Source organism: Lysinibacillus sp. NPDC093216 (assembly GCF_050280325.1).
Classification (GTDB): Bacteria; Bacillota; Bacilli; order Bacillales_A; family Planococcaceae; genus Lysinibacillus.
This window is the reverse complement of record NZ_JBNNVB010000042.1, coordinates 21031-34139: the sequence shown is the minus strand read 5'-3', so window position 1 is coordinate 34139 and position 13109 is coordinate 21031. Positions and strand designations below refer to the sequence as shown.

Below are 13109 nucleotides of genomic sequence, written 5' to 3'. Positions count from 1 at the left end.
GAACTGTTCAAAACAGAAATGGACTGCGAACGCATAGTTACTCAGGAATCCCACTGACATTAGTCAGCTTGTCCCTTTAGGGGTGGGAGTCTCAATAGTATCATGTCCTGCGTACGTCCACGAGCCATGTTCAAATATTCCGAGGAACATCAAACGAGATGATGCAATATGAATAAATCACCTATAGAAAATTTATCTTCTGAGGGCTTCCAATCTAAAAGTTCGTCAGGTATTGCCTTCATATATTGCATCGTTCGTTTATGAACACCATCTAAATATTTTACATATTCCCCTATGTCATGAATCATGTCTTCACTCTCCCATTTTTTTCTGACTTTCATTACTTATATTCTTAATTTTTCGAAATTACCCTCTTAAAAAATTTAAATAATAGGAAGTGTTAATGTAAATGTTGTTCCTTCATTTTGCTTACTTTTAAATGAAATGGAACCATTGTGAGCTTCCATAATATGCTTGCATATAGATAATCCGAGTCCGGCTCCTTCATTTTTCACAGCAGTCTCACCTGTAGCTTGAATACCTCTGAAATAGCGTTCAAAAATAAAAGGCATATCTTGAGGCAATATCCCATTACCATTATCTATTACATTAATGTATAGTAATTGATTTTCAATATTGATAGAAACGGTTATGGAATCGCCTTTAGTAGTATGCTTTAGTGCATTCGTAATAAGGTTTGAAAGTACCTGCTCTAGTCGATGCTTATCTACTTGAATAAGTACATTAGGGATAGACTCTGGCTCGATAAAATGAATGCCGGTTGTTTGGACGTAATGACGAATTGGATGCAAAATATTCGTAAAGATATCTTTGCTGTATTGCTCTGTTAAGTTAACCGGGATATGCCCAAGTTCTTTCAAAGTGTGAATAAATAAATCATCAATTAACCTGGACATTTTTTCAGTATTTGTCTGCATAGTTTGAATATACGACATAAGCGAATCCATATCAGGACAAATTCCTTCAGAAATAGCGTCTAAATAAGCTTTTAATGTTGTTAGAGGTGTTCTTACTTCATGAGAAATACTAGATATAAGCTTTTTTTGGTTTTGTTCTTGTTCATCTCGTTGAATAGTAAGGTTTTTTATTTCCAGGCGCATTTGATCAAACACTGCATACAATTCACCGATTTCATCTGCCCGCGAATATACTGTTTTTTGTTCATAATTACCTTTAATAATTTCCTTGGTATTGTTTTTCAAATGATTTAAAGGAAGCAAGATCTCATTGTTAGACTTCCGTACAAAGTACAAGGTCAGTCCTATAATGCAAAAACATAATAAACCACATATGAATAAAAGTATAAAATTGCTAGGACTAGGCTGTTCTATGGGGAAGAGTATATCTCTATCAATAGTAAAAATAGCGTTCCCTAGTTGTTCATGCGTCTCACTAATTATAGGGAAGGCAATTTTTATGATCCCAGGTTGTTGTTGAGACGTAAATAAATCATAATGTAAATCTTCTTCTAAGTTAATAAACTGTGAAATATCGCCTTCGATTGAATTAAATAAAATTTTTCCATCTAATTGAACAACTGTAATATCTATTCCTTCGCTATTGCTCATTTCTTGGAGGGAATTGCGTAAATTTAAATTCTGTTCGAGACTTGTAAAATGATCTTCTATGTACAATAATTGTTCATTTACTTTTAAACGAATTTGATTGATCACATATTCATCTTGTGGTTCGTCACTGCGATTAAAATTTGTGAAAAATAATGTGAAGATACAAATAAACAACAGTAAAACACAGATTAGTGTCGACCATAACCATTTCTCCATCCAATTTTTTATGTACATCATGCTCTCCTACAAATGGTTTTGAGTACTAAATTTATAGCCAACGCCCCAAACGGTTTGAATATAAATAGGACAAGATGGATCGATTTCAACTTTTTCGCGTAGACGTCTGATGTAAACGGTTATCGTATTTTCATCGCCATATGTCTCATAGCCCCAAATAGCATCGAGTAACTGATTTTTAGAGAAAACCTGATTACGATTTTTCATTAGAAAAAATAGTAAATCAAATTCTTTAGCTGATAGGGGAACGTGCTTTTTATGACGTAAAAAAGTATATTCATTTTTATTGATTTCCATATGATCGATTTGAATCATATCTACCTGGCTTGCATTGTCCTGCAGCCATCTATCCTGTTTTCGTAAATGGGCATTTATTCTTGCCACAAGCTCACTTAAAGAAAATGGCTTTGTCATATAATCATCTGCACCGAACCCCAAGCCAAGAACTTTATCGGTGTCACTGTTACGGGCACTTAAAATTAGTATAGCAACATTACTATTTTCACGAATTTGACGACATAATTCGATACCATCGCAATCAGGGAGAGAAAGGTCAAGAATAATGAAGTCAGGATAGGTTTCCTTTATATATTGGGTTGCTTCATGACCAGTATTAACGATATGAGGATCGAAATGGTTGACGCTTAAGTAGTCCTTCATAATAGTTGCAATAGCACTTTCATCTTCTATAATTAGCACCTTGGCTTTTTTAACCATAAGAATTCTCCTTCGTTAGAAATTTACTTCCTTTTTCGATTTGATAGGAGGAAGAACAACAAGATGACGAAGCTTGCATAGATGAATATCCAGGCAAATTGCCAATAAAAACTGTTCGGTATTGACTTTATAGAATCTTCTGAACTCATTATTTCCAGTGAAAAACGGACAGGTGGAAGCAGCCAAATTAGTCCCTTGATCTGCAAAATTGTCTCTTTTAAAGTAGCGATAACGACAGATACAATTAAAATGGCAAGTACACCCCACCAAGTATTTTGCTTGTTTTTAACGAGTTCTCTCGTGAAAATAGCTGAAAGTGCAATAGCTAGTACAGCTAAACTAAAATGAGAGAGAAATCCTAGTAATTGATGTATAAATCTTGGTTTTTCTCCAAAGGCGCCAATTAGAGTAGGGTAGATCACGGATACACAGCTTAAGAATAAACCAATGAGTATACAAATTATAAAAATTCCTAAATTATATCGCGTGCGACTTTTGGCATGAAGTGTTGTTATTACTTTTTGTCCTTCGTCTTCTGCGTGAAATAGTGTCACTGTAAACCATCCCATTAGAAAAAAGAGAATAATAGCTGTAAACGAATAGCTATTTAATATAGGATTTGGGATAAAGGTATAGTTGACAACAAGACATAAAATGAAAATTGAAAAGGGTGGGACATATTTATAGGTCCTCAAATAATTAATAAAATGATAGCGCAATAAACTAGTCATGTTAGCATCTTTTCCTCCTTAAAAATGGGTGTAAAATTGTTCCTCCTTCTGATTAATTGGGATTAATTGTTTAATACAGGCTTTTTTCTGTAGGAGATCAAGTAATACTTGATCAGTATCTTCTGTTTTAATAACGGTAATGACCTCATGACAGCCATTATTTAATAGACTTCGATGTTGAATTTCAAGAAAAGGAAATAGGTCGTCCAATAATTTATCATTTGATATTTCAAAAGTTAATTTGTTTTTCTTTATATCATTTTTATTGAATGAATCAGCTTGAATGACCTTATTATTTTGAATAACAAGAACTATATCAACAAGATGTTGCAGTAATTTTGTTTCGTGACATGTTAAAACGATACTTAATCCTTTGTCCTTTAAAATGGAGAGAGTTTCTTCTAAGTCACTTTGGGCCTTAGGATCGAGTCCTGATAACGGTTCATCTAAGATAAGTAGATCTGTGTCTTCAAGCATTGCCTGCATAATCATAACCTTTTGCTTCATACCCTTAGAAAAATTAACAATCCGAATGTTCCGAGCTTCCTGTAAATGAAATAATTCAAGTAACTCATTTATTTTTTGCTGTAGTTGCTTTTTGGCCATGCCTTGAATACTGCCCATATGATAAAGATATTCTTCAGGCGTAAACAAAATATGTGAAGGGGTCACTTCTGGCACATAGCCAATTTTTAAAGATTGTCGATGTTTCACGATAGAACCGCTGTCAGCATCGACTAATTCCGCAATAATTTTTAGAAGGGTACTCTTACCTGACCCATTCTTTCCTACTAGGGCTATAATTTGATTGGCACAAATAGAAAATGTAGCATTCTCTATAATTCTCTTACCTCTATACTGTTTAGAAATGTTCTGTATTTCCATAATCGTATTCATCTTTACACACCTTTATTTTTAGGCTTTTTATTGTAAGTCATTTAAGTTTCTATAAATTACGCTGCAAAACATTTAACTATTAACTGTAAATTTAGTATAGATGAATACTAGTTCCTTTGCTAATAGAAAATTGGTGTGATTTTCTAATTGAAAAAGTTCTGCCCAGTTTTTGAGCAGAACCCTTTTGATTATAATGATCGATATTTTTTTAGACTTATAATATTTAATGTAATAAATACAAGAGCGAAGCAAGCAAGAACCGCTAAGTCGGCTAGAATTTCGCTAAAGGAATAGCCCTTATACATAACCCCGTTTAACGCGTCTGCGGCATAGTATAGTGGCATAATACGCCCAATATTTTGCAGCCACTCCGCCATATTATCAAGTGGGAAAATACCTGAAAAGAAAATTTGCGGTACAATGACTAGCGGAATAAATTGCATCATTTGAAACTCTGATGCAGCAAAACTTGATAACAGAGCTCCTAATGATAATGAAACAAGTGCAACGACAATATTGATTAGTAGCACAAGCCAGATGGAGCCAACGTGTACGATATCAAGGACATAAATCCCGAATAGAACAATAATAGTCGTTTGAATAAATGCAAACAATCCATAACCAATTATATAGCCAGCAACAATTTCAGAACGTTTAATCGGTGTCGCTAGTAAGCGTTCCAATGTCCCTGAAGTTCGTTCTTTTAATAACGCTATACCTGTAATTAAAAAGACAAAGAAGAAAACAAAGAAGCCTGTAAGCATTGGGCTAAAAATATCAAAAGTAGCGGTATTTTCATCGCCATATACATACTCACTCGTCAACTTCATCATTGCAGATTGTTCTGGTTGCAAAACTTGAGATAGCTTCATCTTTAAAGCCTTAGCTGTAGACGGATCATCATTTAATAATGTGAGCTTCAATTGCGATTGATGAAAAGCTAACCAGCCATCATATTTTTCATCTTTTAAACTGGTAATAGAAAAATCATTTTTTTCGATAACATGAAAATTTGCTTCTTCAAGCTTTTCAATGATTGATGCTGGACCATTCGATACGACTAGTGTCATTTCAGGTTCGTTACTATTAAAAACAAAATACATTAACGAAAGCACAAGAAGAGGTGCAAAAAATAATAAGGCGAGTGTACGTTTATCGCGGATCATTTGCTGCATAATTCTTGTAACAATTGCGCCGATTCTCATAGTGCTTCACCTCCAGCCTTTAAAAACACTTCATCAAAGTCCTTTGCCTGATAATGAGCTTTCAAATCATGTGGTGTTCCATGCGCGATAATATGACCATTACGTAGCATTGCTAACTGGTCACAGCGCTCTGCTTCATCCATTGCATGTGTTGTTACTAAAATTGTTTTATGCTCATCGTTTTTTAAACGAATTAACTCCTGCCAAATTTCTTTTTTCAATACGGGATCAATACCAACCGTTGGCTCATCTAAAATCAACAACTTTGGATTTTGGATAAGGGCAATTGCAAGGGATAATCTTCGTTTCATTCCGCCAGAATAATTTAACACCTTACTATTTAAATCTTCCGTTAAATGAACAAGGTTGGCAGCATAATTGACACGCTCCACACGTTCTTTTTTTGATAAACGATAAAGCTTTGCAAAAAAATGAAGGTTCTCTTCACCGGTTAAATCCAAATATAGTGCATCAGATTGTGCCATATAGCCGATATCCGTCAGTAATTGCTTGTGAGGAACTGTATGATTTAACACTTGAATATTGCCATTATCGGGCTTAATCATTCCCATAATCATTTTAATTAACGTCGTTTTCCCACAGCCTGAAGGACCAAGTAAGCCAATAAGCTGACCCTTAGGAATTTCTAAGGAAAGCGGGGCAATTACTTGTTTTTGTTGAAACTTTTTTTCAATGGAGTTTAATGAAATTGCATTGTTTCCCATATATCCATCTCTCCTTTACTGAACACAGTGTTGATACTGAAATTTTAAGGCAGTGTATTGGAAATTACAATAAACAGATAGCTAGAAAGTGTTAAGTGATTTTGGATTTTAACATTTTCGGGCTAGATGAAATCAGACTGCTTTAGTCGTTGAAAATAGTAGCCATTAATCATCATATTCAATGGAGAATTTTCCGATTTTATAATCATTTAAGATATATATTCTTAATGCTACGGTACTACTCTAGACATTTTTAAAAATATTTTTAAATAACAATTTTACTAAATGAAATTAATGGAAATAAATAAAGAAGAATGCCGATAAATAAGGTAATACTGTAATTACAAATATTTGACCTTGTTGTGATCATATAACAACATCGCTAAGAACTGATCGGAATAAAGTGATAATACAATGGGGGATCTAAATGTCTATTCACGATATTATGAATTTTGAAACGAAACGGGCTATAAAAAATGCATTACTTATACAAATAGGGGAAGTAGGTTTTGAACGAGTAACAGTAAAAAACCTTGCTATTACCGCAAACATTAATCGAGGAACTTTTTATTTACACTATAAGGATAAATATGAAGTGATGGAGGATTTGCAGCAGGAATTATTAAATGAACTAGAGAGCTATGTAAAAACCGTTCAACCACTAGATGCCTTTCATACGATAAAATTAGGTCAACTTTATCAGCCATTTATAGCAGTGTTTAAATATATTAAAGAGCATGCAACAGCCTTTCGAGTAATTTTAGGGGAGCAGGGGAGCCCTGCTTTTAGTAAGAGGATGAAGAAAGTTTTTAGTAATCATATATTGGACAGAATTTCTGTTATGCGGGAAGAAGGGCTTGATCCAGAATTCCAACGATATTTTGAAGCTTTTTTAACTTCCGCGATTTTAGGTGTTATTCAAGAGTGGTTAGACAGTGGGAATGAAGATTTAAACGTGGAGGAGTTAGCGATGATTCATTTTCGTTTATTGCGATTCCTTGGCGATTTGGCCACTTTGCAGCAATGAAAGTTTTAGTAAGGAGATGCTCTCAATATCTCCTTACTAAAAAGTATCTTTTAATTAGAAAGAAATTTTATTCATTTTATTTGAGAAAATTCTCTCAAAATCTGTTAAATGATTGACAAATATTGTATTGAACAATAAAATGGCTTTATATTGACTGACTAATCAATCAAAAAAGGAGCGGTATTAATGCCAAGAAACGAAGAACAAAACCAGGAGCTTAGAGATGCACGGAAAGAACAAATATTACAAGCTGCATTAATAGTCTTTGCCAGAAGAGGAATGGTGGCAACAAAAATCAGTGATATTGCTAAAGAAGCTGGTTTAAGCCATGGACTTGTCTACCATTATTTTGATTCAAAAGATGAAATTTTTTCGATGCTTGTAAAAAAAGCTGCTAATAGTTCTATTGAAATTATTCAGAAAGCAATTGAGCAAATGGGTACACCGCTTGAGAAATTAAAGTGGATGACAGAGCAAATATTAAATAACTTAATAGATACAGAACATACTTTTTTATTTTTGATTATGATACAGGCAAGTACTTCTGACGCTATCCCAAATGAAGTAAAAGAGTTTCTAACAAAGGATAATGCACTATCACCTGTTGAGGCTACATTGCCTATGATTGTAGCAGGTCAGGGAGAGGGGGAAATCATTTCAGCAAATCCTGTAACATTAGCTGTTACTTATTTTGCTTTTATACAAGGTTTAGCAATTAACAAAATTCAATGGCCAGAATGCCCGATACCTGATGCAAATATGCTTATGAAAATTTTTACAAAAGAATAAAATCAAAGAAGGGTTGGCTACAAATAATATGAGTAGTAAAAAAAGTATATATCTTCTACTATCACCATTTGTGATCATTGGATTAGGCTTTATAACTGCATCAATCTTTAGTCAGTACATACAAGGGTGGGCTTGGATTCCATTGGCGATAGTTTACTGGAGTACAATTGGAATCTGTATTTTTTATTTTAAAGGAGATAAGCCGATTGAAAATTGGCTAGGAAAATCTGAAGTTTCTAAAATTTGGATTACGATATCTTTACTATTAGGAATGTTTCCGTTAACTATATTTTTCATGAACTATAAGTTATTTAATTCTACTTTTCTTATTGTGCTATGGTTATTATTTGCTGTTATAAATCCTTGGTTTGAAGAGCTGTACTGGCGTGGGATATTACTGGATGGTCTGGCAAACTGGTTTCCTAAATGGTTAAGTATATTGTATACAACTTTATTTTTTGTACTTAGTCATCCATTAATGTGGGGAGTATTTTCTATTGCTAGTAAATCCTATCATTTATATATTTATTTAAGTTTAGCCGGTGTTGTTTGGGCAATTACATATTTTAAAACAAAGAGCTTGAGATGGGTAATATTTTCACATTTTATTGTAGATATCGGTAACTTAACTGTTTTAACCTTTTTAAATATTTATTTACCACCTACAATGTAGAAATTATATTTATTTAACTTCAGCCTATAAATAATTTGGCTTGGCTTAGAAAAAAACAAGTCAAGCCAATTCTACGTTCTACATTTTACAAGTACAAATCACGTTTAACAAAAACACGAATAGCGAGCATATAGCATAGCATCCCAATTAAAAATAATGCCCCTAGCATCCAAATAGACGAACTATCTTGAGTCATTAATTTTTCAGGTGTAAACAATGAGTAAATCGTGAAGTACTTAAGCTTTTCTAAAGAACCACCCATATTACTAAGCGCTTGAATTAAATAAAAAAGAATAGGAATTCCTGTACTATATGCATAAGAGGTTCTTAAATCCTTGCTACTACAGGATACAAAAAAGCAGTAGCCACTAATGGCAAAGTGTAAGAAAAAAAGACCGATATTTAATGTCAAAAAAGCACTTATATTCAATTCATTTGGAAATAGAATCTCTGAAAATATAACTGCTGCCAAAGTTGTTATGGAGAGCAATATAAAGATGCTAGCAACTAAAAAAAATGCTTGAGTGAAAACAATTTTAAAACGTGTATTCGGTGTCGCGATTAAGTATGCCATTGAACCATTATCGATATAGCCCATAATTAGTTTATTTGCCGACATAATGATGAAAACTAACGGTAGAATAAGCAATAAAAATCCATACAAATAGGTTGATAGAAACTCAATTAACGTATTACCTATGTTACTCATACCAAATGCCGACATTAATTCAGGCATTGTTTCGGTAAGCTTATTAAGAGTATTGCTCATCTCAGGGTTATACATATAGACGATACTAATGATATAGAGCATTAATACAGCGAGAATAATACTAAAAAGTTTAATAGCAGCTAGCATCTCATGTTTTAGCAAAGTAAAGTTCATAATTCTTTACCTCCACTTTCGTAGTAATGCATGAATATATCTTCAAGTGATTGTGAAATGATATCGAGGTCATTAATTTTATAGTCTGCTAATGTATGAAGTAATGTTTGGACATTACCTTGAACTTTTATAATAGCTTGTGTTGGCCCGATTTGTTCAATTTTAAGTTGCTCTCCTATGAAACGAGAGAGCTCTTGCTCGTTCTGAAATTCAATTAAAAACTTTTTAGATTTTTGTTTTTTTAAGTCAGCAATTGTTTCAGTTGCAACAATTTTCCCAGCATTAAGGATCGCTACACGGTCACAAGTTTTTTCAATTTCTACAATCATATGAGAGGACATGAATATTGTTGTTCCTTTTTCTTTTTCAGCTAAAATAAAATCGATAAACTTTGTTTGTATAAGAGGATCTAATCCACTTGTCGGTTCATCTAGAATGACTATCTCAGGGTTATGCATAAATGTGCAAATGAGGCCAAGTTTTTGCTTCATACCTTTTGACATTTTCTTAATAAGCCCAGTGGCATTTAATTCAAAATATTGCATGAGTTCATTAGCTCTTGTTAAATCATGTAATCCTCGCATTTGGGCAATAAATTTGATAAATTGTTGTCCAGTCATTTTATCGATAAACGCAATTTCACCAGGTAAATAGCCTACAAACTTTTGAATTTCAGCCGAAGATTGTCGACAATCCAATCCTTTTATGAAACACTGTCCTCCCGTGGGTTGTAAGAAGCCCATTAAATGCCGTATTGTAGTAGATTTACCGGCACCATTTGGACCTAAAAATCCGAACACTTCACCTTTTTCAATCTGTAAGTCCACATTCTGTACACTATAAAAATCGCCAAACTTTTTAGTTAAATTATTGACTTCGATCATTGCCATACAATTCACCTCTTGGACTGTTCTTTATAATGATTATAAGACTATTTTTCAAAAAATAAATGACTATAAAAAAGAACATGAATGGCTTTTTTTAAAAGACACCTTCATGTTCTCCGCTTAGTGATTACAATTTCACATGTAATATCAATTTGAAGATATTTATTCTCCATAATAATTATTCAGTGCTACTTCTAAACGTTCTTCTAAGTGCTCCGAAATATAACTCAACACAAATTGCTCCTTTTCCATCTCAATTTGAGAGGAACGAAAAGTTTTTCTGAAAAAGCCTGCCTTATTTTTCGCTGTAAATTGCTGTAATGCTTCTGTCCGTAATGTCGACACAATTTCATTTTCAATATGACGCTCACGAATTTTTTGAACAATATCCTTTACGCTACGCTCTTGCAGTTCTGAAATTTGTTTTTGTAGATTTTCATTTTCTTGTTTAAGTTCAGCTGTGTCTTTCTGAATCTCTTCTACTTGAAGCTCTGATTCCGAGGATACTAATTGAATGTTTTGTGCGAGAAAGTCTTGATTGATCGTTACTTGTATGGATCCATGTTCTTCGTTTGGAAGAATATTAAAAAGTCCTGTTTGTATCATTTGCTGCAGAACATTTCCAAGAATATCAACTTTATTCGCTAAATCATCAGTGCCCATAGTTGTCGCAGTTATTTGATGTTTGAAGAGTTGACCGTTGTCATCAATTCCTAGTAGATGTTTTAAGCCTCTGACGCGGTGTTCATCTTTTAGCAGTAAAATCATACGAAGTCTTAAGATGGCAGGAAGGTTCAAACGAATATTGGTGTTTGGGCTATTCGAAGCATTATCAAAAATATACTGTTCAAATGGTTTAATGTAATAGCGAAGCATCGCATCCGTAATTTCAAACCAACCTGCGACTTCTGATGTAGAATAATAATTTGTTTCTTCAATATGCGCTAAATAGTCGTCGTTATAAAGTATTTCTTCTAAAGGTGTATTTTGTATTACGACAAACAATGGGTCATGTTGCACAATTCCGAGTACCGTTTCTTTTGCATCATTTAGTTTAAGCATCCTTTTACACCCCACTTTATTTTTCCGTATAACTCTATATAGGTTTCTATTCAACTGGAAGCAATTGTATGACTATTTTGTGTAGGAAATAATCATTAGAACTAATGACCTGAACACCTTCTCTGAATTTTAAGGGGAATTTAAGTCGTATAAAGTGGGAGAGGGGGTACTCATTTAACGTGTACCCCAATTTGTACCCCAATCCTGCTTCAAAAGAACGTTCTAAAATGCAATTAGGAAATTATTTGCAAATAGGCTTAATAGGTTTTGTTGACCAAATTTCATATTTTTCTAATAAATTCGATGACTACCTGAAAGAGAAAGTGATTTATATTAGGTATAGTAAATCTACATTCACTTATGTATAGTTATGAAGGAGGGATTTAAACAATGAAAAAATTACTTATATTACCACTGACATTGCTACTAGGTTTTTTGTTAGTAGCGTGTAGCCAAGATAAAGAAAGTGATAGTGGTAAGAAAACCGATAATGTTGATAAAACAACAGAAGAAACATCTAAAGACGAGTCGTTAAAAGTTGATAAAGGACTTTTAAATGTTGAGGTTACTATACCAGCTTCTTTTTATGAAGGTCAGGACATTGATCAAGCGATTACTGAAGCAAAAAAAGAAGGAATTAAGGAAGCCATCAAAAACGACGACGGCTCTGTGACATACAAAATGTCTAAATCAGTTCATAAAAAAATGATGGAAGAGCTAGAAAAAAGTGTTTTAGAAACAGTAGACGAGATTAAAACTAGTGATGATTTTCCTTCTATTAAAGACGTAACTTATAACAAGTCTTTTACGGAGTTTACGCTTACTGTAAATAAAGAAGAGTTTGAAAGCAGTTTTGATGCTATGTCATCAATGGGACTTGCTATAGTGGGTATGTATTATCAACTTTTTGGCGGAACGGATCCTGAGAAGTTTAAAGTTACAGTAATTTTTAAAGATGAATCAAATGGAGAGGTAATTAACAAAGTTGTTTATCCAGATGATTTGAATGATAGTAAATAAGTTGGAGAACACCTAATTTGGGTGTTCTTTTTTATTGTATTTTTGAGCATTTCCCAAATAGACAGGTATATAACACTTTGTAGAGAAATTAATAGATTATGCTGAAAAAAAACTATCTAAAAAGATAGTTTTTTAAAAAAATCACCCAATACATCAATGCATTTTAATTTGAGCTTTCAAATCCAGATCACTCATTTTAAAATATACAGAGAACCTATTTGATAAAGATTTTTTTAACTCTTCACCACGATCCTCGTCCAATGGTTTAGCATAAACCATAACCACGCCAATATTTTTGTTTCCATCACCCAAGGGATTAATTACTAAATCTTCTTTAAAAATTATAGCATTACTCATAGCTGCAAAATTTAAAACAGTATTTTGTAACATTCTCTTTTCTCTTTGATTCAATCCTATAGTATCAATTATTTCAATTGTGATATATTGCATATTTATCACCTCCAAATTAAATTTTACTATAAAAATAGAATAATATACCTCATTTTCATTTGTTTACCATATTTGTTTTTGTGTAGATTATCACTAGAAGTTGTGAATGACATTTGTTAAAACGTATTCTATTTGAAGTGTAGACTAGGCGACTCCTTTAGGATTAGCGTCAAAGTTGAGACACTGCTGCGAAGCGGCTCATCGGATGCCCCCAGGA

At 33.2% G+C, this 13109-nt stretch carries 15 protein-coding genes; 4 read left to right on the top strand and 11 right to left on the bottom strand.

Features of this window, described 5'->3' with window-relative positions; all coding sequences use genetic code 11:
* Window positions 1-149: 149 nt before the first annotated feature.
* The 7 genes from ACQKOG_RS25855 to ACQKOG_RS25825 all read right to left on the bottom strand — a co-directional run bounded on the left by ACQKOG_RS25855 (window position 150) and on the right by ACQKOG_RS25825 (window position 6101).
* Entirely contained in the window at window positions 150-308 is a 159-nt protein-coding gene (locus ACQKOG_RS25855) for a hypothetical protein (RefSeq protein ID WP_370076145.1), read from the bottom strand.
* A 75-nt stretch (window positions 309-383) separates the two neighbouring features.
* On the bottom strand, window positions 384-1823 hold the full coding sequence (locus tag ACQKOG_RS25850) for a sensor histidine kinase (RefSeq protein ID WP_370076143.1): 1440 nt from the start codon (window positions 1821-1823) through the stop codon (window positions 384-386).
* A 9-nt stretch (window positions 1824-1832) separates the two neighbouring features.
* On the bottom strand, window positions 1833-2543 hold the full coding sequence (locus ACQKOG_RS25845) for a response regulator transcription factor (protein WP_402868671.1): 711 nt from the start codon (window positions 2541-2543) through the stop codon (window positions 1833-1835).
* Window positions 2544-2566: 23 nt separating this feature from the next.
* On the bottom strand, window positions 2567-3274 hold the full coding sequence (locus tag ACQKOG_RS25840) for an ABC transporter permease (protein WP_370076139.1): 708 nt from the start codon (window positions 3272-3274) through the stop codon (window positions 2567-2569).
* 18 nt (window positions 3275-3292) lie between these two features.
* On the bottom strand, window positions 3293-4159 hold the full coding sequence (locus ACQKOG_RS25835; protein WP_427448508.1) for an ABC transporter ATP-binding protein: 867 nt from the start codon (window positions 4157-4159) through the stop codon (window positions 3293-3295).
* Window positions 4160-4359: 200 nt separating this feature from the next.
* Window positions 4360-5376: an ABC transporter permease gene (locus ACQKOG_RS25830; protein WP_402868677.1), complete on the bottom strand. Its 1017-nt coding sequence runs from the start codon at window positions 5374-5376 to the stop codon at window positions 4360-4362.
* Window positions 5373-6101 carry an ABC transporter ATP-binding protein gene (locus ACQKOG_RS25825; RefSeq protein ID WP_370076133.1) on the bottom strand — a complete coding sequence of 243 codons (729 nt, stop codon included), beginning with the start codon at window positions 6099-6101 and terminating at the stop codon, window positions 5373-5375. Before ACQKOG_RS25825 ends, ACQKOG_RS25830 begins: the two co-directional genes overlap by 4 nt.
* Before the next feature lie 427 nt (window positions 6102-6528).
* On the opposite strand from ACQKOG_RS25825, the gene ACQKOG_RS25820 reads away from it, so the two are divergent.
* From ACQKOG_RS25820 to ACQKOG_RS25810, 3 genes are all read left to right on the top strand, one after another.
* The gene (locus ACQKOG_RS25820) at window positions 6529-7128 is read left to right on the top strand and encodes a TetR/AcrR family transcriptional regulator (protein WP_402868679.1); all 600 of its coding nucleotides are present in this window, start codon (window positions 6529-6531) and stop codon (window positions 7126-7128) included.
* A 186-nt stretch (window positions 7129-7314) separates the two neighbouring features.
* Window positions 7315-7917 (top strand): TetR/AcrR family transcriptional regulator, encoded by a 603-nt coding sequence (locus tag ACQKOG_RS25815; RefSeq protein ID WP_402868681.1) that lies wholly within the window; start codon window positions 7315-7317, stop codon window positions 7915-7917.
* A gap of 13 nt (window positions 7918-7930) precedes the next feature.
* On the top strand, window positions 7931-8590 hold the full coding sequence (locus ACQKOG_RS25810; RefSeq protein ID WP_427448506.1) for a CPBP family intramembrane glutamic endopeptidase: 660 nt from the start codon (window positions 7931-7933) through the stop codon (window positions 8588-8590).
* An 85-nt stretch (window positions 8591-8675) separates the two neighbouring features.
* Here the strand turns inward: ACQKOG_RS25810 and ACQKOG_RS25805 are convergent, their stop codons facing one another.
* The 3 genes from ACQKOG_RS25805 to ACQKOG_RS25795 all read right to left on the bottom strand — a co-directional run bounded on the left by ACQKOG_RS25805 (window position 8676) and on the right by ACQKOG_RS25795 (window position 11422).
* On the bottom strand, window positions 8676-9473 hold the full coding sequence (locus ACQKOG_RS25805) for an ABC transporter permease (RefSeq protein WP_402868685.1): 798 nt from the start codon (window positions 9471-9473) through the stop codon (window positions 8676-8678).
* A complete protein-coding gene (locus ACQKOG_RS25800; protein WP_427448505.1) occupies window positions 9470-10363 on the bottom strand; it encodes an ATP-binding cassette domain-containing protein in 894 nt (297 codons plus the stop codon). The genes ACQKOG_RS25805 and ACQKOG_RS25800 overlap by 4 nt, the downstream gene beginning before the upstream one ends.
* Window positions 10364-10522: 159 nt before the next feature.
* Window positions 10523-11422, bottom strand: a complete 900-nt coding sequence (locus ACQKOG_RS25795; RefSeq protein WP_402868689.1) for a hypothetical protein — start codon at window positions 11420-11422, stop codon at window positions 10523-10525.
* 390 nt (window positions 11423-11812) lie between these two features.
* On the opposite strand from ACQKOG_RS25795, the gene ACQKOG_RS25790 reads away from it, so the two are divergent.
* Window positions 11813-12442, top strand: coding sequence for a hypothetical protein (locus ACQKOG_RS25790; RefSeq protein WP_370076121.1), 630 nt, complete (start codon window positions 11813-11815; stop codon window positions 12440-12442).
* A 153-nt stretch (window positions 12443-12595) separates the two neighbouring features.
* Here ACQKOG_RS25790 and ACQKOG_RS25785 read toward each other — a convergent pair whose 3' ends face one another.
* Complete coding sequence (locus ACQKOG_RS25785; protein WP_427448504.1) at window positions 12596-12892, bottom strand: hypothetical protein; 297 nt, start codon at window positions 12890-12892, stop codon at window positions 12596-12598.
* Window positions 12893-13109: the final 217 nt, after the last annotated feature.